The organism is Streptomyces herbicida (assembly GCF_032656585.1).
Taxonomy (GTDB): domain Bacteria; phylum Actinomycetota; class Actinomycetes; order Streptomycetales; family Streptomycetaceae; genus Streptomyces; species Streptomyces herbicida.
In genome coordinates this window covers 152860-171649 of the sequence record NZ_JAUYWJ010000003.1, presented here as the reverse complement: position 1 = coordinate 171649, position 18790 = coordinate 152860, and the positions used below count along the sequence as shown (strand labels likewise).

Genomic DNA, 18790 nt, shown 5'->3' with positions numbered 1-18790 from the left:
ACCTACAGCTTCTCCGGTGGGCCTACAGCTTCTCCACCGGGGCGTAGCGCAGCAGCAGCCGCTTCGGCTTCGTGTCGCCGAAGTCGATCGTTGCCTCGGCGTTCCCTCCTGTGCCCTTCACCGCGACGACCGTGCCGAGTCCGAACTGGTCGTGCGTGACCCGGTCCCCGACGGCCAGGGACACCACCGGCTTCTCCGCGGTCCGGCGCGTGGCGAACCCGGAAGCGCCCGACGCCGACGAGCGGGAGCGGGACGAGGACAGCGAGGCTGCCACACCGGAGGCCGGCCCGGAGGAGACCGGCGCCGCCCCTCCCGTCCGCTTCCACTGCACATGGGCGGGCGGGATCTCCTCCAGGAAGCGGGAGGGCGGGTTGTACGAGGGCTGCCCCCACGCGCTGCGCATCGCCGAGCGGGTGAGGTAGAGCCGCTCCCGCGCGCGGGTGATGCCGACGTACGCCAGGCGCCGCTCCTCCTCCAGCTCCTTGGTCTGGCCGAGGGCGCGCATGTGCGGGAAGACGCCGTCCTCCATGCCGGTGAGGAAGACGACCGGGAACTCCAGGCCCTTGGCGGTGTGGAGGGTCATCAAGGTGATGACGCCCGACCCCTCCTCGTCCTCGTCGGGGATCTGGTCCGAGTCGGCGACCAGGGCGACCTGCTCCAGGAAGTCGGCCAGCGTACTCCGCTCACCCTCCCCGCGCTCCTGCTCGAACTCCAGGGCCACGGCGGCGAGTTCCTGGAGGTTCTCGATACGGGTCTCGTCCTGCGGGTCGGTGGAGGCCTGCAGCTCGGCGAGATAGCCGGTGCGCTCCAGTATCGCCTCGAGGACCATGGCCGGTCCCGCGCCGGACTCGACGATCGTGCGGAGGTCCTCCATCAGCACGTTGAACCGCTTGACGGCGTTCGTCGACCGCGCCGCCATGCCGTACGCCTCGTCGACCCGGCGCAGCGCCTGCGGGAAGCTGATCTTCTCGCGCTGGGCGAGGGCGTCGATCATCGCCTCGGCGCGCTCGCCGATACCGCGCTTGGGGACGTTGAGGATCCGGCGCAGCGGGACGGAGTCCTCCGGGTTGGCCAGGACACGCAGGTAGGCCAGGACGTCCCGGACCTCCTTGCGCTCGTAGAAGCGGACGCCGCCGACGACCTTGTAGGGCAGGCCGACGCGGATGAAGACCTCTTCGAAGACACGGGACTGGGCGTTGGTGCGGTAGAAGACGGCGACGTCGCCGGACTTCGCCTCGCCCGCGTCCGTGAGGCGGTCTATCTCGTCGGCGACGAACTGTGCCTCGTCGTGCTCGGTGTCGGCGACATAGCCGGTGATCTGCGCGCCCGCGCCCGCGTTGGTCCACAGGTTCTTGGGGCGGCGGGACTCGTTGCGCTCGATGACCGCGTTGGCGGCGGAGAGGATCGTCTGGGTGGAGCGGTAGTTCTGCTCCAGGAGGATCGTCGTCGCGTCCGGGTAGTCCTCCTCGAACTGGAGGATGTTGCGGATCGTCGCGCCGCGGAAGGCGTAGATCGACTGGTCGGCGTCACCCACGACGCACAGCTCGGCGGGCTGGAGGTCGTACTCGCCGGGCGGTACGTCCACCGGGTGCTCGGCGGTGCCGACGAGCTCGCGCACGAGGGCGTACTGGGCGTGGTTGGTGTCCTGGTACTCGTCGACGAGGACATGGCGGAAGCGGCGGCGGTAGTGCTCGGCGACGTCCGGGAAGGCGCGCAGCAGGTTGACCGTCGTCATGATCAGGTCGTCGAAGTCGAGGGCGTTCGCCTCGCGCAGCCGCGACTGGTAGAGGGCGTAGGCCTGGGCGAGGGTCTTCTCGAAGCCGTCGGTGGCCTGGGCGGCGAAGTCCTCCTCGTCGATCAGCTCGTTCTTCAGGTTCGAGATCTTGGCGCTGAAGGACTTCGGCGGGAAGCGCTTGGGATCGAGCTCCAGGTCGCGGCAGACCAGGGCCATCAGACGCTTGCTGTCGGCGGCGTCGTAGATCGAGAACGACGACGTGAAGCCGAGCTTCTTGCTCTCGCGGCGCAGGATGCGCACACACGCGCTGTGGAAGGTCATCACCCACATCGCGTTCGCGCGGGGGCCGACGAGGTGCTCGACGCGCTCCTTCATCTCGCCCGCGGCCTTGTTGGTGAAGGTGATCGCGAGGATCTGGCCCGGGTGCACGTTCCGCTCGGCCAGCAGGTGGGCGATGCGGTGCGTGAGCACGCGGGTCTTGCCGGATCCGGCGCCGGCCACGATGAGCAGGGGGGAGCCGGCGTGCACGACGGCCGCGCGCTGGTTCTCGTTCAGCCCCTCCAGCAGCGCTGCGGCGTCGATCACCGGGCGCGCGGCGCCGTCGCGGTAGTACGCGTCCCGGTCCGGAGGCACGTCGAACTTCCCACCGAACAGATCGTCCGGAACCGGCTCCGGAGCGTGATCGTCCTCGGGCGGCGGCGGGGGTTCCTCCTCGCGCCCGTGAGGGGCCTGGAGGTCCGCCAGGAAGCTGTCGTCAAAGAGGCTGCTCATCGCTCTCCGAGTCTAGGGTGCCCCACCGACAATCGACCGCCGCCCCGGAAAACAGGACCGGCCCCGCGCGCGGGGGATCTTCCCGATGCATGAGCCGGACAACTGTCTCACGCTCCGGAAGCATGCTGTCACACGGGCGGAACTCTGCCTTCAGGTCACAAAAATGTATCGGGCATATCGCCCATCAACCTTCACACGGGCCACACCAGTTGGCTACCGTCTCGGGCGGGCCGTACGACCCCCACCGGCGAACGTCGCCGGACCGCGCGGCCTCCGCCGAGTCCGGTGCGCCGCCACGGCAGCCGGAGCCGGGGACCCAACCGACCTTGGGGTGAATCGGCCCAACCTCCCTCCGGAGCAAGGGCCGTAGGGCAACCCTTCCGAACCACCCGCCCGAACCCGACAGCTAACTCGGTAGGCGGAACGTGGAAGGAGTCGCCTCCCTTGGCGTCGCACCGCAAGTCGCGCCCCGCGAGTGCCCTGGTAACAGGCATACGCACCCCCGCCATCGCCACCGCCGCGCTCACCTCCGTGGCTCTGCTGTCCCAGACCGCCAATGCCACCCCCTCCGCCGACGGCGACAAGCCGAGCATCGAGGAGGTCGAGAAGAAGGTCGACGACCTGTACCGCCAGGCGGAGTCGGCGACCGAGAAGTACAACGCGGCCAAGGAGAAGTCCGGCAGTCAGCGCAAGAGCGTCGACTCCCTGCTGGACGACGTGGCCCGGCGCACGGACAAGCTCAACAAGGCACGTGAGGAACTGGGTACGTTCGCCGCCGCCCAGTACCGGACCGGGGCCGCCGCGCCCGACACCGCCACCTTCCTGCTCTCGGACTCCCCGCAGGACTACTTCGACCAGACCCAGCTGATGGGCCGGATGACCTCGCGGCAGAAGGGCGCGGTCGACGACTACATCACGCAGCAGTCGGCGACCATGAAGAAGCGGCAGGAGGCCGCCAAGAGCCTCCAGACGCTGACCGAGTCGCAGAACGAGCTGAAGACCGCCAAGGCCACCGTCCAGAAGAAGCTCGCCTCGGCTCGCGAGCTGCTGTCCAAGCTGACGGCGCAGGAGAAGGCCCGGCTCGCCGCGATCGAGAAGCAGAAGCAGGAGGAGGCCGCGCGCAAGGCCGCGGAGCTCGCGAAGAAGCAGGCGGCCGCGGAAGCGGCGAAGAAGGCCGCCGCCGCGAGTTCCTCGAGCTCCTCCGGTTCTTCGGGCTCCTCGGGCTCGTCCACCTCGACGGGTTCGACGGGTTCGACGGGGTCGACCGGTTCGACGGGCTCGACCGGCTCCTCCTCGGACTCCTCCTACACCACCAAGGCCGAGAAGGCGATCGCCTTCGCCCGCGCCCAGATCGGTAAGCCGTACGTCTGGGGCGCCACCGGCCCCGGCTCCTACGACTGCTCCGGCCTCACCTCGGCCGCCTGGCGGGCGGCGGGCGTCAGCCTCCCGCGCACCACCTACGACCAGGTCAACGTGGGCACCACGGTCTCGCTCACCAACGCCGAGCCCGGCGACCTGATCTTCTTCTACGACGACATCAGCCACGTCGGCATCTACATCGGCAACGGCATGATGATCCACGCCCCGAAGCCCGGCGCCTACGTCCGCGAGGAGTCGATCTACTACGGCGGCGAGTCGATCATCCACAGCGTGGTGCGGCCGGCGTGAGAGACCACCGTGGGGCAGGGGCGCGAGCGCCGCGGCCGATGTGAACCCGAGGCGCACGCGACCCTGTCCCGCACCCGCGCGTTTTTCCCGGCACGCGCGCGCGTGCCCCGCTCGCAAGGTGCGCACGGCTCCCTAGCATCGGGCCCATGCCCGCCTCCTCACCCCTTCGCGCCTGGTGGAAGCGGCGCCCGCCGACGGCCGGGGCCGCCGTGATGGCGACCGGCATCGTGTCGGTCGGGCTGCAGCTGGCGGGCTACGAGGCCCTGTCCCTGTTCGCCCTCGCGATGGCCTCGGTCGCCTGGCTGGCACTGGCCGTGGACTTCGCCGTGGGGCTGCTGCGGCAGCGGAGGCGCTGGGTGGCCGAGGCGCGGACGCCCGGCGCGCTCACCGCCGTCGCCGCGACCGCGGTGCTGGGCACCCGTTTCTCCGCACTGGGCCGGCAGGGCCTGGCCGAGGTGCTGCTCGCGCTGTGCGCGGTGCTCTGGCCGGTGCTGCTGTTCCTCGTCGTACGGCACTGGCACCGGCGCATGCCGGGCGCGGTGTTCCTGTGCTGCGTGGCCACGCAGGGGCTCGCCGTGCTCGCCGCCACGCTCGCCGCGGCCGAGGCGACGGCATGGCTCGCCCACGCTGCGCTCGTGCTGTTCTGGCTGGGGCTCGTGCTCTACGGGTTCGCCCTTGCCCACTTCGACGTGCGGCAGGTGATCGAGGGACCCGGGGACCAGTGGATCGCGGGCGGCGCGCTCGCGATCTCGGCGCTGGCCGGTGCCAAGCTGATCTCCGCCGACAGCGCGCGGCTGTACCTGTGGGACGACGACAACCTCGGCGTCCTGCGCGACACGACCATCGTGCTGCTCGTCCTCGATCTGACCTGTTACGTCGTCCTCCTGACCGCCGAGGTGGCGCGCCCTCGGCTGCGCTTCGACGTGCGCCGCTGGGCGACGGTGTTCCCGATGGGGATGACGGCGACGGCGACGCTCTCCGTCGCGGCCGCCCTCGGCATCCTGTGGCTGGAACGGCCCGGACGGGTGCTGGTGTGGATCTCCGTGGCCGTCTGGCTCACGGTCGCCGCCGGCGCGGTCCGGTCGGCCCGCGCCGGGTTCAGGGCCGCGCGCTGAGCCCGCTCACGTCCACAGCACGGCGATGAAGATGTTCGCCGTGGTCAGCAGGCCCACCAGACCGAAGAGGCGCTTGTCCACCGTCTCCTCGTCCCGCTTCACATAGACGAGCCCGAGGATCACGATCAGCAGGGCCAGCTTCACGCCGATCTTGATGGTGTTGACGTGGTGGCCGTCGGCCTGGTTGAGGCCGACCAGGATCACGCCGGTGACCAGCATGGTCAGCGCGCCGTGCAGCATTGCGGGGACGAAGCGGGCGGTGCCCCGGCCCATCGCCTTCATCTGGGTGAGGAAACCGCCGAGGAGCGCGGCGATGCCGATGATGTGCAGGCCGACGAAGAGATGGATGAGTACGTCCATGAGGCCGGAGCCTAATCCCCCGCATATATGCGCCCCATAGCACCCCACCGCCCCCGTGCACCACGGAACCGCCGCTTCGGTCATCGCACTGCGTGAAGACGGCGGCCCCGGCCCCCGATCACGCTCACATACGGTCACCGCAGAGTCCGATGCGGGCACTTCCATACATGACGTCACCGAGCCGACACCGTCAGGTTTAGCGTCCTCCACCAGGTGACCGGCTCCCCACCGCCGCCCGGGCCAGGGGCGGCAGTCGGCCACCCCCGCCGAGAAAGGTCCGGCGGCGGCCGGCTCCCCCTGTGCAGGCCGCCGCCGGACACGTAGCCGGCCAGGTCGTACGAAAGGACGTGACGGTCCAGGTGGCAGTGCACCGCAAGCCCCGGCAGCGCTCGCTGGGCGGCAACACCGCCCGCACGGCCGTGACCATCGCCCTGGCGGGCGCGGCCACGGCAACGGGCTTCGAGGGCATCGGGCACGCCGAGCCGCAGCTGACGCCGGCGCAGGTCAGGGCGAAGGTGGACAAGCTGTACCAGGAGGCGGAGGTCGCCACCGAGAAGTACAACGGCGCGAAGGAGAAGGCGGATTCGGCGGAGCAGCGGCTGAAGGCGCTGCGGGACGAGGCGGCCCGCAAGGAGGACAAGCTCAACTCGGCGCGCGACGCGCTGGGTTCCGTCGCGGCGGCGCAGTACCGCGCCGGTGGGCTCGATCCCACGGTGCAGCTGATGCTCTCCACCGATCCCGACCGCTATCTGGAGGGCACGGCGTTCGCCGAGCGGGTGGGCGACCGGCAGTCCCAGGCCGTGGCCCGGGTGCGCAAGCAGCTCCGGGAGATCGAGCAGTTGCGCGGTGCCGCCCATGTCGAGCTGGTGTCGCTCAGGTCACGGCAGGCCGAGCTGAAGCGGCAGAAGAAGACGGTCACCGGGAAGCTCGGCGAGGCGAGACAGCTGCTGTCCCGGCTGACGCCGCAGGAGCGGGCGGGGGTCACGACGGACGGCGGCGCGGACAGCGCGGCTGCCGCGGGCCACGCCTCGAGGTCGGCCTCGGACGCGCGGGACGCCCTGACCGCCTCCGGTTCCACCGCGGCCTCCAACTCCCGTGCCGCGGCGGCCGTCGCGTACGCCTACCAGAAGCTCGGCAGCCCCTATGTGTGGGGCGCGACGGGCCCGGACGCCTTCGACTGCTCGGGCCTCGCCCAGGCCGCCTACCGCTCCGCCGGCATCTCCCTCCCCCGCACCACCTACGCCCAGATCAACGCGGGCCGACGGGTCTCCCGCTCCGAGCTCCTCCCCGGTGACCTGGTGTTCTTCTACTCCGGCATCAGCCACGTCGGCATCTATGTCGGCAACGGCCAGATGATCCACGCCCCGAACCCGTCGGCGCCCGTACGTCTGGCCCCGATCGACGAGATGCCGTTCGCCGGGGCGACGCGGGTGGTGTGAGGCCCGCCGCGCGAGCCCCCGGTCACACCAGCCGACGTGCCGTCGCCCACCGGGTCAGCTCGTGCCGGTTGGACAGCTGGAGCTTCCTCAGCACCGCCGAGACATGGGACTCGACCGTCTTCACCGAGATGAACAGCTGCTTGGCGATCTCCTTGTACGCGTAGCCGCGGGCGATCAGCCGCAGCACCTCCCGCTCCCGCTGGGTGAGGCGGTCGAGGTCCTCGTCGACCGGCGGGGCGTCGGTGGAGGCGAAGGCGTCGAGGACGAAGCCGGCCAGCCGCGGGGAGAAGACGGCGTCGCCCTCCTGGACACGGAAGATGGAGTCGACCAGGTCCGTGCCGGTGATCGTCTTGGTGACATAGCCCCGGGCGCCGCCGCGGATCACGCCGATCACGTCCTCCGCCGCGTCCGACACGGACAGCGCGAGGAAGCGGACCGGCCGCTCGGTGTCGGCCATCAACGAGGCGCAGCGGCGCAGCACTTCGACGCCGCCGCCGCCCGGGAGGTGGACGTCGAGGAGCACCACCTCGGGCCGGGTCGCGGTGATCACCGTGACGGCCTGGTCGACGTCCGCGGCCTCGCCGACGACCTCGACGCCGGTCGTCTCGGTCTGGCCGATCTCGGCCTGGACGCCCGTACGGAACATACGGTGGTCGTCGACGAGGACCACCCGCACCCGACGCCCGGTCGCGCCGCCCCCCTCCGCCGCTCCCGCCGTGCCGTTCGCCTCGGTCGCGTCGCTCATGACGTCTTCTCCGCCCTCTCCATCTCCAGCTCGACCTCCGTGCCGCCGTCCGGCACCGCCCGCAGCCGGGCGGTACCGCCGTTGCGTTCCATGCGGCCGATGATCGATTCTCTGACGCCCATGCGGTCGGCGGGTATCGAATCCAGATCGAAGCCCGGACCGCGGTCGCGGACGGACACGAAGACCGTCCTGCCCTCGACTTCGGCGTAGACCTGCACGGCGCCGCCCTCGCCACCGTACTTGGCGGCGTTCACCATCGCCTCGCGCGCGGCCTGCATCTGTGCGGTGATCCGCTCGTCGAGGGGGCAGTCGCCGACCACGACGACCTCGATCGGGACGCCGTGCTTGTCCTCCACCTCGGCGGCGTTGCGCCGGACCGCGTCGGCGAGGCTGTCCGGTTCGTCGGCCTCGTCCTTGCCGGTGCCCTCGGGTTTGTACAGCCAGGTGCGCAGGTCGCGCTCCTGGGCGCGGGCGAGGCGGCGCACCTCGTTCGCGTTCTCCGCGTTGCGCTGGATCAGGGTGAGGGTGTGCAGCACCGAGTCGTGGACGTGGGCGGCGACCTCGGCGCGCTCCTGGGCGCGGATACGCATCAGACGCTCCTCGGAGAGGTCCTGGGTCATCCGGACGAGGTACGGCCCGGCGAGCAGCGTTATGCCGACGAGGACCGCGAGGGCGGCCTGGAGGACCGAGCCGAGGTGGGCGGCGGAGCCCTGCAGGACGAAGATGCCGGAGACGCCCGCCGTGACGAGCAGAACGCCTCCGCCGGTGCGCAGCAGAGTCAGGGTGCGGCGGCGGCTGCCGACCTCGACCCAGCGGGCCCGGCGGGCGTTGTCCGCCTGCCGCCAGACCAGGGCGACGCCCGCGCCGACCAGGACGGCGGGCAGGAGATACGCCTTGGCTCCGTTGCCCAGGTTGACGTTGCTGACGAAGACCATGGCCACGACGACCATGAGGAGCAGCGCGACGATCTGGCCCTTGTCCGGCTTGCGCGCGACGAGTCTGCGCCGACCGTCCGGCGAGGTCTCGGTGCCGACCAGGGACGGCGGCTTCTGGCCGCCGACCCCGCCGACGCCGAGCGGCACGAAGAACCAGAACGCGGCGTACAGCAGCGCGCCGAGGCCGTCGGCCATGAGCAGGCCGACGAACACCAGCCGCACCCAGATCACGGGCAGCCCGAGGTGCCCGGCGAGACCCCGCGCGACACCACCGAGCCAGCGGCCGTCGCTGCTGCGGTAGAGCTTGCGCGGTGGCCGCGGGTCGTCGATGGGCGCTGCTGCGGCTTCCGGCATGCCATCGATGGTCACACGGCCCGAGTTGCGGAGCATCAGGGTCTACCCCCGAGACTCCCCTGATCTTCGAAAGTCCGGCCGTCGAACGCCTCCCCCCGCGCCGCCTCAGGGCCGATATCAGGGTTCACCCAGGGTCATTCCGACTCCCGTCGCGGCGGCACGCCAGTCACCATGGACGCATGACAGATCACGAGCACGCCGCGACGGGTCCGGGACCCGGCCCCGGCCCGCGCCCCGCCCCGGGCGCCGGGCCGACGGATGCCGTGCCCGCCGCGGACGGGACGGCGCCCGGCGAGGGCGGTGCCGTCGAATCCCCCCGCAGGTTCCGCCGCGACCGGCGGAACAAGATGATCTCGGGGGTGTGCGCCGGGCTCGGGCGCCACACCGACATGGATCCCGTGATCTTCCGGATCACCCTCGCGGTGCTCGCCGCGGCGGGCGGGATCGGCCTCATCTTCTACGGTTTCGCCTGGCTCTTCGTGCCGTACGAGGACGAGGAGGAGAACGAGGTCCGCAAGCTGCTGACCGGACGGGTCGACGGGCAGGCCCTCGCGGCCGTGCTGTTCGCGCTGGTCGGCTGTGGAGTGTTCCTGACGATGCTGAGGAACGGTGGGGTGCTCACGTTCGGCGTCGTCCTCTCCCTGCTGCTCGCCGGCGCCGGCTACTGGTCGCGGCGGCGCGGCGCGCCCGACCCCGATCCTCTCGCCGCGCAGGCCGTGGCCGACGCCCCGCCGGAGGCCCAGGCGCCGCCGGTCCCCACCGCCTACCCCTCCTGGTGGCGCGACCCGATCGTCAAGGACGGTACGCACGACGGCGGCACCGGATATCTGTGGGGCCCCGGGGACTCGCGCGACCGGGACATCGCGGCGGCCGTCAACATCGGCCTCGGCAACTCCCGGAGCCATCGCGGGGACATACGCGGCCCGCGCAGCGGGCCCCCGCGGCCGCGCGGTCCGCGCTGGATCGGCGGCTGGGTCTTCCTGCTCGCCCTGCTGGCCGGCGGCCTGGGCACCGGCGCGACCTGGGAAGGGCATCCGCTGGGCACCAGCCTGCAGGCCGGACTGGCCTGTGCCCTCCTCGTCTTCGGCCTCGGCATCGCGGTCAGCGCGGTCCTGGGACGTACGGGCGCGGGGTCGGTGTTCCTGGCGATCATCACGGCGGCGCTGCTCGCCGGGGCGTCGGCCCTGCCCAAGGACATCACCACCCACTGGATACGCACGTCCTGGAAGCCGGCCTCCGTGGCCGAGGTGCAGCCGAAGTACGACCTCGGCACCGGCGAGGGCACCCTGGACCTGACCCGGGTGCACATCGCCAAGGGCCAGACGGTGCAGACGGGGGCCGCGGTGGGTGCGGGGCGGCTGCGGTTGATCGTGCCGGCGGATGTGACCGTACGGATGAGCATCGACGTGGGAGTCGGCGACATTCAGTTGCCGGGTGAGGACAAACAGGACGTGGACGTGGCACCGGGCAAGCACAAGGACGTGACGCTGACACCGGCGCAGGGCGGCAAGAACGCCGGGACGCTCGACGTCGATCTCGAAGTCGGTGTGGGACAGGCGGAGGTGAGCCGTGCTGCGTCATGAGTTCCAGCCCGGAAGGCTGGTCGCCGGTCTCTTCCTCACCGTCACGGGCGTCGTCTACGCCGGTGACGCGGGCGGCCTGTGGGAGACGCCCTGGTTCGTGGCCGTCCCCCTCGTCGTGGGCGGCCTGTGCCTGGCGGGCGCGGCGGCGGCCCTGACCCGGCTCATTCACGGACGGAGCGGTCCCGGCCGGACGAGCGCGGCGAAGACCGGACCCGACCTGCCGGGCTGACGATCACGCGAGGGGCTATCGGTAGCCCGCCGCCCGCTGCCGTCGCCGCGCGCGCAGCATCGAGTCCAGGGAGAGGTAGGGGGTGCCGGCGAGGACGAGAGGCAGCCAGGCCATCAGGTAGGCGAGGTCGTTGCCGTAGTAGTAGGGGGTGGAGGACCAGCTGACGGTCAGCCACAGGCTGAGCGAGATCAGCGCGCCGCCGAGTGCGGCGAGACGGCCGAACAGGCCGACCAGGACGCCGATGCCCACGGCCAGCTCGCCGAAGGCGATGGCGTAGCCGAAGCCGACCGGGTTCTTCAGGGCAAGGTCGACCAGGGCCGGGATGGCGGAGGAGTCGCGGACCGCGCGCATGGTGTCGCCGATCGACCCCGAGCCGCCCGACTTCATGAAGGCGCTGTCGGTCAGCTTGTCCAGGCCGGCGTAGATGAAGGTGACGCCCAGGAAGACGCGCAGAGGAAGGAGGGCATAGCGGGTGGCGGTGTCCCGCCAGTCCCGGTCGCCGTCGAGATAGGGGGTTTGCGTGTCCGTACGGATGCTGTGAGTCATCGTTCCTAGCCGCCTCTCGCCGCGTGCCGAGACCCCTTAACAGACCATACGTACGCCCAATGGGTCCGGCTCAACCTCTTGCGGGGGTTTTTCAGTCACCCGAGCGAGCGTAGTCCCGTTTGGTGATCGGCCGGTCTCAGTCCGTCACCTCGACCGTGCACCGGTTCGTGGCCGCGCCGGCCGCCGTGATCACCTGCACCTCCACGCACCCGGGTTCCACGTCCGCGGGTACCGGCACCGTCAGGACCGTGTCCGAGGGGTTGCTGAAGCCGCCGGTGACGGGGATCAGCGGGACGTGGACGTCGACCGCGCCGATGCGGACGACCATGCGGGAGAGCTGGTCGGCGCTCTGGGCGCCCGGTGGGACGAAACAGGCGCCGCGGATCTCGATGTCGTCGCCCGTGCGGATCGGCCCGTCCAGATCGCCGGCCTCGCGGGCACGGACGACGGAGAGGATCACCGGGCGGCCGCCCTCCGCGTACTTGCCGGCCAGGTAGGTCAGGGCGGAGACCAGGACCAGCACCGCGAGGCCCCACGGCAGGTCGGGCAGCCGGTCGGGACGGCGGGCCAGCCGTACGGCGGCGAACAGCAGGGCCACGGCGCTGATCACTACGTACTGGATGTCGGCGAAGGTGCCCCGGCCGGAGTCGTCGGTGAGCAGGTCGGCCGCGCGCGGGCGGGGTGCGCGTACCTTCTGCAGCCGCTGGCCGTGGATCCGCAGGCCGACCACGCGCCGTACGAGGACCGCGATGCCGCAGACCACGGCGAGGACGGTCACCATGCCCGCCCCGCGGGCGAGTTCCAGCCCGGAGATGAGCGCGTCGCGTTCCCTGTGGCCGGAGGCCGCGGCCAGGCGGCTCGCCAACACCAGGACCGCATACGCCACCAGCAGCACCCAGGCCATCGCCACGGTGCGCGAGGTGGACATGCGGTTGTCCTCGCCGATCACCGGCGCCAGCGCCCCGCCGCGCGCCCGGTGGAACCACGAGGCCCCGGTCAGGGCACCGGCCGCCAGCAGCGCGGCGAGCAGTCCGGCGGTGCGGGCGCTCGTCCAGCCCGCGCCGATCGCGGTCAGCGACTCCACCAGCAGCAGGAGGACGACGGCCGCCCACAGGACGCAGAGCGTGCGCAGCCACAGCCGCGCCAGCCAGGCATCACCCTCCGCCCGGCCGCGCTCGGCGACGGCCTCGGCGGACTGGGTCAACTCCTCGGAGACCCACTGCCGGGAGGCGGAGGCGGAGTGGGCCACCGCCGCGGGGAGACCCTGTCCGGCCGCGAACTCGTCGCGCTTGAGGAAGAATTCGGCGACGGCCCGCCGATGCCCCTCGCGCGCCCCGTGCGGGCAGTCCCCGCAGGTGCAGCCACCCCCGTGGGCAGCCCCGCGCGCGCCCGTCTCCGCGCCCTGCCTCGCAACCTGCACCGCCACGCCCGACGCCCGCCTTCCCCATGACCCACGACCCGACCCACGACCGACCCACGCCCCGGGGCACGGCCTGCGGCGCCCTCCGCGGAGACCGACTGTGACCGCGCAACTCCCATGCGACGACAGCGAATTGTGCCCTACGCCACGTCGCACCGGTCCGGCAGGTGGTCACCGCGGGTGAACTGCGCGCTGCCGTGTTGACCCGGCTGGGAGAATTTCGGTATGGCCGAGATCATCCAGCGGGACGGGACCTGGGCCTTCGACGGCAGCACGGTCCGGATCACACCGGGACTCCACCGCTCGGTACCGCTGTTCCGGCAGACATACGGAGAGATCGCCGTACCCCTGGAGGCCGTGGCGGGCGTGGTCTACGAGCCCGAGCGCAAGCGCGGCCGGCTGCGGATGCGGCTGCGCGAGGGTGCGGATCCGCTGTTGCAGGCCACGGGCGGGCGGCTGCCGGAGCCGGCCGATCCCTATCGGCTGATGGTGGACCTGGACCGGTCCGGGGTGGCCGAGTACGTCGCCGAGGAGATCCGGCACGCCCTCCTCCTCGACCAGGTTCCCAAGGAGCCCACCAAGGCCTATCTGCTGCCCGGGCCGCCGGTGCCGGTCTCGGTGCGATCCTCCGACGGCATGGTCTCCTTCGACGGCACCCAGGTCCGTATCGACTGGGCCGACACCTCGGACCGGGTCAAGCGGGCCACCGGGCCCCGGATCGTCAACGTCTTCGACCTGGCCGAGGTCGAGTGGCTGCCCAACTCCGGCTACGAGGACGGCCTTCTGCGCTTCGTGACCCGCGAGACGGTGTTCTCCAGGCTGCCGCCCGAGCGGGACCCGTACGCGCTCGACCTGTGGGGCAGCGTGCGCCGCGATCTGCTCACCGCGCTGGTCGCGGCCGCGGTCACCGCGCGGCTGCCGCATCCGTCCACCCGGGCCGGCGTCCCGTACACCGACCGGGACCGGCCCGCGGGCGCGGTGCCGCCGCCGGCCGACCACCACGACGTACTGCTGCGCCGGCTGCGGGAACTGGGCGAGCTGCACCGCGAAGGGGTGCTCACGGACGAGGAGTTCGCGATGACGAAGGCGGTTGTCCTGCGCGGGTTCTAGGGGGCCGGCGGCTGCGCGGGATGATCCAGACGACACCCCCTAGCTCAGCAGGTCGGGCTCGCTGCGGCTGATGTCCTGCCACAGCGGCTGGTAGTTGATCCAGGCCACCAGGTCGCCGCCGAGCTGTTCACGGGTCGCCGCCGCCAGTTTGTGCTCGATGAGCAGGGGGCGGCCCGCCGCCTTCGCCATCAACTGCACCTGGCAGGACTTCTCCATCGACATGAACCACCAGGCCGCCGCGTCCACCGAGTCGCCGACCGTCAGCAACCCGTGGTTGCGCAGGACGAGGGCCTTGCCGGAGCCGAGCGCGGCCGCGATCCTGCGGCCCTCCTCGATGTCGACGGCGACGCCCGTGTAGGCGTCGTACAGGGCGTGGTCCTCGTAGAACGCGCAGCTCTCCTGACTGAGGGGGTCGAGCAGGTCACCGAGCGCGGACAGGGCGCGGCCGTGCACCGAGTGGCAGTGGGCGACGGCGACGACGTCCGGGCGGGCGGCATGCACCTGGGCGTGCACGGTGAACGCCGCCTGGTTGACGTGGTAGCGGCCCTCGATCACCTGCCCGTCCTGGTTGGCGAGGACCAGGTCGCTGACGGTGACGTGCTTGAACGGCATCCCGAACGGGTTGACCCAGAAGCAGTCGGAGAACTCCGGGTCGCGTGCGGTGATGTGCCCGGAGACCCCGTCCTCGAATCCGGACCGGCCGAAGAGCCGGAGCGCGCCCGCGAGCCGTTCCTTGCGGTGCCGGCGTTCGTCCTCGAGCGACTCGTGCATCGGCGGCATCGCGAACTGCAGCCGGTCGGTGGGCAGCGGCAGGGGCGGGGTCGGCCCGTGCATAGGTCCTCCTGCACTGGGTTTTGCTTTACGTGCCGGAAGTTACCGTCGGTCAGCGCAGGAGAACAGAGCTGTTCTGTAAAGATGACGCCGCAACCGTTCCGGGGGCTCATGGGTCTGTGATGCGGAACCTGAAGTTCAGCAGCAGTTTTCAGCCACCCGGAGCCCTCCATGAGCCAAGCCGAACGCCATCTCAACAGCCTTGTGCGGCAGCTCGCGACCCGCCAGAACGTCGAACTGGTCCATCCCTTCGCCGAGCTCAAGACCTTGGGCGCGCTCGTGTACGTCGCGGAGTGCTTCGGCTTCCGCTACGCCGGCGTCCGCCTCGTCGGCCGGTACAAGGTGCTGCACGTCCATCTCGTACGCGATGCCGAGCCGTGGGCACAGCAGCGCGCGGCGACGAACGCGGCCACGTTCACGCAGGTGGGGGCGGGCGGCCCGGTGCCGGGCATGTACCTGAACTCGCTCACCCCGGTCCCCGAGGCCGAGGCGGACGTCGACCTGATCTGCGCACTCATCAGGTACGACGGCCTGGCCGAGGCCGGCAACCGGAAGCGGCTGCTGACGCTGGCCTGGGGCTCCGGGGCCCTGTTCCTGCTGATGGCGGTGATCACCGGCGTCTACGCCGTTCTGCTGCCGCTCGCCGTGCTGATGCCGGCGTGGTTGCTCGGCGCGCTCCGTATCAACACGGTCCGCCGCGCGAAGCTGGCCGGGCAGCTCACGGCGGCCGGGTGCACACCGGTGCGGGACCAGACGGGGCGGGAGCGGTACGTGCGGCCGGTGCCCTACGGGGTGTGACGTCCTCGGTGGCTGCGGATACCCGACAGAAGATGTCGGGTATCGGCGTGAGACTGGCCCGTATGAACTGGGCGGACTTCAGCACCACCGCACCCGAACTCGCGAAGATCGCCGAGGAGCGCTTCGGCGCGTTCCGGCACCACGTCCTCGCCACCCTGCGCAAGGACGGCTCCCCGCGCACCACCGGCCTGGAGGTCCGCTTCCTGAACGGCGAGCTGTGGCTCGGCATGATGCCGGGCTCGCTGAAGGCCCTCGATCTGCACCGGGACCCCAGGTTCGCGCTGCAGGCGAACCCGGGCCCGGACACCGCCATGGGCGGCGGGGACATCCGGATCGCCGGGCGGGCGGTCGAGGTCGACGACCCCGGGGTGAAGGGGGCGTACGTGAAAGAGGTGGAACCGCCGCAGCCGTTCCACCTCTTCCGCACCGAGCTGACGGAGGTCGTACGGACCTACGTCGAGGACGACAAGTACCTCGTCGCCCAGGTCTGGAAGCCCGGAGAGCCGGTGCGCACTCTCAAGCGGACATGACCTTCAAGGCCGGGAGGGCTACTCCCACTCGATGGTGCCCGGGGGCTTCGAGGTCACGTCGAGAACGACGCGGTTGACGTCACGGACCTCGTTGGTGATGCGGGTCGAGATGCGCGCGAGGACCTCGTACGGCAGGCGCGACCAGTCGGCGGTCATCGCGTCCTCGGAGGAGACCGGGCGCAGCACGATCGGGTGGCCGTAGGTGCGGCCGTCGCCCTGGACGCCGACGCTGCGGACGTCCGCGAGCAGGACCACCGGGCACTGCCAGATGTCACGGTCGAGGCCGGCCGCGGTCAGCTCCTCGCGGGCGATCGCGTCGGCGTCGCGGAGCAGGTCCAGGCGCTCCTTGGTGACCTCGCCGACGATGCGGATGCCGAGGCCGGGGCCCGGGAAGGGCTGTCGCTGGACGATCTCCTCGGGCAGGCCGAGCTCCTGTCCGACCATCCGGACCTCGTCCTTGAAGAGCTTGCGGAGCGGCTCGATGAGCTTGAACTCCAGGTCCTCGGGGAGGCCGCCGACGTTGTGGTGGGACTTGATGTTGGCGGTGCCGGTGCCGCCACCGGACTCGACCACGTCGGGGTAGAGCGTGCCCTGGACGAGGAACTCGACGGCCGGGCCCTCGTCGGCGATGATCTCGGCCTGCGCCTGCTCGAAGACGCGGATGAACTCGCGGCCGATGATCTTCCGCTTCTCCTCGGGGTCCGAGACCCCCTTGAGGGCGGTCAGGAACCGCTCCTCCGCGTCCACGACCTTCAGCTGCACGCCGGTCGCGGCCACGAAGTCCTTTTCGACCTGCTCGGTCTCGCCCTTGCGCATCAGGCCGTGATCGACGTACACGCAGGTCAGCTGGGAGCCGATGGCCTTCTGGACCAGGGCGGCGGCGACCGCGGAGTCCACACCGCCGGACAGGCCGCAGATGGCGCGCTTGTCGCCGACCTGCTCACGGATGAGGGCGACCTGCTCCTCGATCACGTTGCCCGTGGTCCAGGACGGGGTCAGGCCCGCACCGCGGTAGAGGAAGTGCTCCAGGACCTGCTGGCCGTGCGTGGAGTGCATGACCTCGGGGTGGTACTGGACGCCGTACAGCTTCTTCTCGTCGTTCTCGAAGGCGGCGACCGGGACGACGTCCGTGGACGCCGTGACGGTGAAGCCCTCGGGGGCGGCGGAACAGGCGTCGCCGTGCGACATCCACACGTGCTGCTCGGCCGGGGTGCCCTCGAAGAGGGTGGAGGACGTCCTGGAGACGTACATGTCCGTACGGCCGTACTCGCGGGCGCCGGTGTTGTCGACCGTGCCGCCGAGGGACTGCGCCATCAGCTGGAAGCCGTAGCACATGCCGAAGACCGGGACACCGGCCTCGAAGAGCTCGCGGTCCAGGCGGGGGGCGCCCTCCTCGTACACGGACGAGGGGCCGCCGGAGAGGATGATCGCCGCGGGGTTCTTGGCGAGCATCTCCGCGACCGGCATGGTGCTCGGCACGATCTCGCTGTAGACCCGCGCCTCGCGGACGCGACGGGCGATGAGCTGGGCGTACTGCGCGCCGAAGTCGACGACCAGAACGGTGTCGGGGGTGGCGGCAGCGGAAGTCGCTGATGACACGGGGTGCCTTCCGGCGGTTTGGGCGGGGGTCTGTGATGTCGATTCTAACGGGGCGGGCGTGGGGGGCGTCCCGTGCGCCGGGGGCTTGGCCCCCAGACCCCCGGCAGATCAGGGATGCGCCGTGGCATACTGACCGCATGCTCACGCAGACCACCTTCCTCTTTACCTATGGCAACCGGCCCGCCGGCTGCCATGGTCGTGCTGCTTGAGCGAAACGCCGAGCGACTTCCCAGGCGCCCCGGGCCGACAAGGCCCGGGGCGTCTGTCGTTTTCCGGGACCTGCCGTTCCTGGGCACCGCGTCCGATCCGATGAGGAGCCCCCCCAGACATGACCGTCACCCCCGCAGAGAAGACCGGCGCCCGTACCGCCGAGGCAGCCGATGTGATCACCGGTGCGCGTGAGCGCATCGACGCGCTCGACGACCGGATCATCGGACTGATCCAGGAACGGATGGCGGTGTCCGCCGTGATCCAGGAGGCCCGGATCACCTCCGGCGGGCGCCGGGTGAACCTCTCCCGCGAGATGGAGATCCTCGACCACTACCGGGAGGCGCTGGGCAAGCCGGGGACGTCCCTCGGCATGACCCTGCTCGAGCTGTGCCGTGGTCGTATCTGAGTTCGGGTCGGCACTCACCCGTACGGCGCGTGACCGGCCCGCGCACCGCTTCGTTGGTCCCGGTGTCCGTGCCAGCCAGGGGCGGGCCCGAAAGAACCACGCGTGGCTCGCTGGAGCGATGAGGCGTGCGGATCGTGCCGTGCGTCGTGGGACCTCGCTCCAGGAAGGTGACCGGACGGCAGGGGACAGCAGCCCGGTCATTCAAGAGAACGGTCGGCTCCGGGGACGCTCGGGGCCGACCGGCGGAAAATGCAAAAATGCACAAGGGCTGGGTCAAACGGTTGCGGAGGCCGCGTCCATCCAGCACGATGCGTAGCAAGCCCCCCAAGTCCCGGACACACAACCGCATTGCAATGCGCTGCCCGACCGCCAGAGGTCGAGACCATCCGCGCGCCCCGAATGCGCC

General features: G+C 71.0%; 17 protein-coding genes and 1 riboswitch. Of the genes, 9 read left to right on the top strand and 8 right to left on the bottom strand.

All coding sequences use genetic code 11. The features are described 5' to 3' along the window. Nucleotides 1–22: 22 nt before the first annotated feature. Entirely contained in the window at nucleotides 23–2506 is a 2484-nt protein-coding gene (pcrA, locus tag Q8A52_RS07875; protein WP_316747506.1) for a DNA helicase PcrA, read from the bottom strand. 264 nt (nucleotides 2507–2770) lie between these two features. Then, nucleotides 2771–2942, top strand: a riboswitch (cyclic di-AMP (ydaO/yuaA leader). Between the two features lie 8 nt (nucleotides 2943–2950). Here pcrA and Q8A52_RS07870 point away from each other — a divergent pair. Both Q8A52_RS07870 and Q8A52_RS07865 read left to right on the top strand, forming a co-directional pair. Next, nucleotides 2951–4174 (top strand): C40 family peptidase, encoded by a 1224-nt coding sequence (locus Q8A52_RS07870; RefSeq protein WP_316747505.1) that lies wholly within the window; start codon nucleotides 2951–2953, stop codon nucleotides 4172–4174. Between the two features lie 146 nt (nucleotides 4175–4320). Next, entirely contained in the window at nucleotides 4321–5289 is a 969-nt protein-coding gene (locus Q8A52_RS07865) for a tellurite resistance/C4-dicarboxylate transporter family protein (RefSeq protein ID WP_316747503.1), read from the top strand. 6 nt (nucleotides 5290–5295) lie between these two features. Here Q8A52_RS07865 and Q8A52_RS07860 read toward each other — a convergent pair whose 3' ends face one another. After that, on the bottom strand, nucleotides 5296–5649 hold the full coding sequence (locus Q8A52_RS07860; protein WP_316747501.1) for a hypothetical protein: 354 nt from the start codon (nucleotides 5647–5649) through the stop codon (nucleotides 5296–5298). Nucleotides 5650–6008: 359 nt separating this feature from the next. On the opposite strand from Q8A52_RS07860, the gene Q8A52_RS07855 reads away from it, so the two are divergent. Then, nucleotides 6009–7088: a C40 family peptidase gene (locus Q8A52_RS07855; RefSeq protein ID WP_316748709.1), complete on the top strand. Its 1080-nt coding sequence runs from the start codon at nucleotides 6009–6011 to the stop codon at nucleotides 7086–7088. A gap of 22 nt (nucleotides 7089–7110) precedes the next feature. On the opposite strand, the gene Q8A52_RS07850 is transcribed toward Q8A52_RS07855, so the two are convergent. Then, a complete protein-coding gene (locus tag Q8A52_RS07850) occupies nucleotides 7111–7833 on the bottom strand; it encodes a response regulator transcription factor (protein ID WP_316747499.1) in 723 nt (240 codons plus the stop codon). After that, nucleotides 7830–9158 carry an ATP-binding protein gene (locus Q8A52_RS07845; protein ID WP_316747497.1) on the bottom strand — a complete coding sequence of 443 codons (1329 nt, stop codon included), beginning with the start codon at nucleotides 9156–9158 and terminating at the stop codon, nucleotides 7830–7832. The genes Q8A52_RS07850 and Q8A52_RS07845 overlap by 4 nt, the downstream gene beginning before the upstream one ends. A 143-nt stretch (nucleotides 9159–9301) precedes the next feature. On the opposite strand from Q8A52_RS07845, the gene Q8A52_RS07840 reads away from it, so the two are divergent. Both Q8A52_RS07840 and Q8A52_RS07835 read left to right on the top strand, forming a co-directional pair. After that, on the top strand, nucleotides 9302–10705 hold the full coding sequence (locus tag Q8A52_RS07840; protein ID WP_316747495.1) for a PspC domain-containing protein: 1404 nt from the start codon (nucleotides 9302–9304) through the stop codon (nucleotides 10703–10705). Beyond that, on the top strand, nucleotides 10692–10934 hold the full coding sequence (locus tag Q8A52_RS07835) for a hypothetical protein (RefSeq protein WP_316747494.1): 243 nt from the start codon (nucleotides 10692–10694) through the stop codon (nucleotides 10932–10934). Before Q8A52_RS07840 ends, Q8A52_RS07835 begins: the two co-directional genes overlap by 14 nt. Before the next feature lie 15 nt (nucleotides 10935–10949). Here the strand turns inward: Q8A52_RS07835 and Q8A52_RS07830 are convergent, their stop codons facing one another. Together Q8A52_RS07830 and Q8A52_RS07825 are read right to left on the bottom strand one after the other, a co-directional pair. Then, nucleotides 10950–11480: a DoxX family protein gene (locus Q8A52_RS07830; RefSeq protein WP_316747492.1), complete on the bottom strand. Its 531-nt coding sequence runs from the start codon at nucleotides 11478–11480 to the stop codon at nucleotides 10950–10952. A gap of 136 nt (nucleotides 11481–11616) precedes the next feature. After that, a complete protein-coding gene (locus tag Q8A52_RS07825) occupies nucleotides 11617–12906 on the bottom strand; it encodes a hypothetical protein (protein WP_316747491.1) in 1290 nt (429 codons plus the stop codon). A gap of 219 nt (nucleotides 12907–13125) precedes the next feature. Here Q8A52_RS07825 and Q8A52_RS07820 point away from each other — a divergent pair, with 219 nt between their 5' ends. After that, nucleotides 13126–14010 (top strand): DUF4429 domain-containing protein, encoded by an 885-nt coding sequence (locus Q8A52_RS07820; protein ID WP_316747489.1) that lies wholly within the window; start codon nucleotides 13126–13128, stop codon nucleotides 14008–14010. A 39-nt stretch (nucleotides 14011–14049) separates the two neighbouring features. Here the strand turns inward: Q8A52_RS07820 and Q8A52_RS07815 are convergent, their stop codons facing one another. Next, nucleotides 14050–14844 (bottom strand): class II aldolase/adducin family protein, encoded by a 795-nt coding sequence (locus tag Q8A52_RS07815; protein WP_316747487.1) that lies wholly within the window; start codon nucleotides 14842–14844, stop codon nucleotides 14050–14052. Nucleotides 14845–15012: 168 nt separating this feature from the next. On the opposite strand from Q8A52_RS07815, the gene Q8A52_RS07810 reads away from it, so the two are divergent. Further along, nucleotides 15013–15639 carry a hypothetical protein gene (locus Q8A52_RS07810; RefSeq protein WP_316747485.1) on the top strand — a complete coding sequence of 209 codons (627 nt, stop codon included), beginning with the start codon at nucleotides 15013–15015 and terminating at the stop codon, nucleotides 15637–15639. Nucleotides 15640–15701: 62 nt separating this feature from the next. Then, a complete protein-coding gene (locus Q8A52_RS07805) occupies nucleotides 15702–16169 on the top strand; it encodes a pyridoxamine 5'-phosphate oxidase family protein (protein WP_316747484.1) in 468 nt (155 codons plus the stop codon). Between the two features lie 18 nt (nucleotides 16170–16187). Here the strand turns inward: Q8A52_RS07805 and guaA are convergent, their stop codons facing one another. Beyond that, nucleotides 16188–17768, bottom strand: a complete 1581-nt coding sequence (guaA, locus tag Q8A52_RS07800) for a glutamine-hydrolyzing GMP synthase (protein WP_316747482.1) — start codon at nucleotides 17766–17768, stop codon at nucleotides 16188–16190. A gap of 328 nt (nucleotides 17769–18096) precedes the next feature. On the opposite strand from guaA, the gene Q8A52_RS07795 reads away from it, so the two are divergent. Next, entirely contained in the window at nucleotides 18097–18384 is a 288-nt protein-coding gene (locus Q8A52_RS07795; RefSeq protein ID WP_316747481.1) for a chorismate mutase, read from the top strand. Nucleotides 18385–18790: the final 406 nt, after the last annotated feature.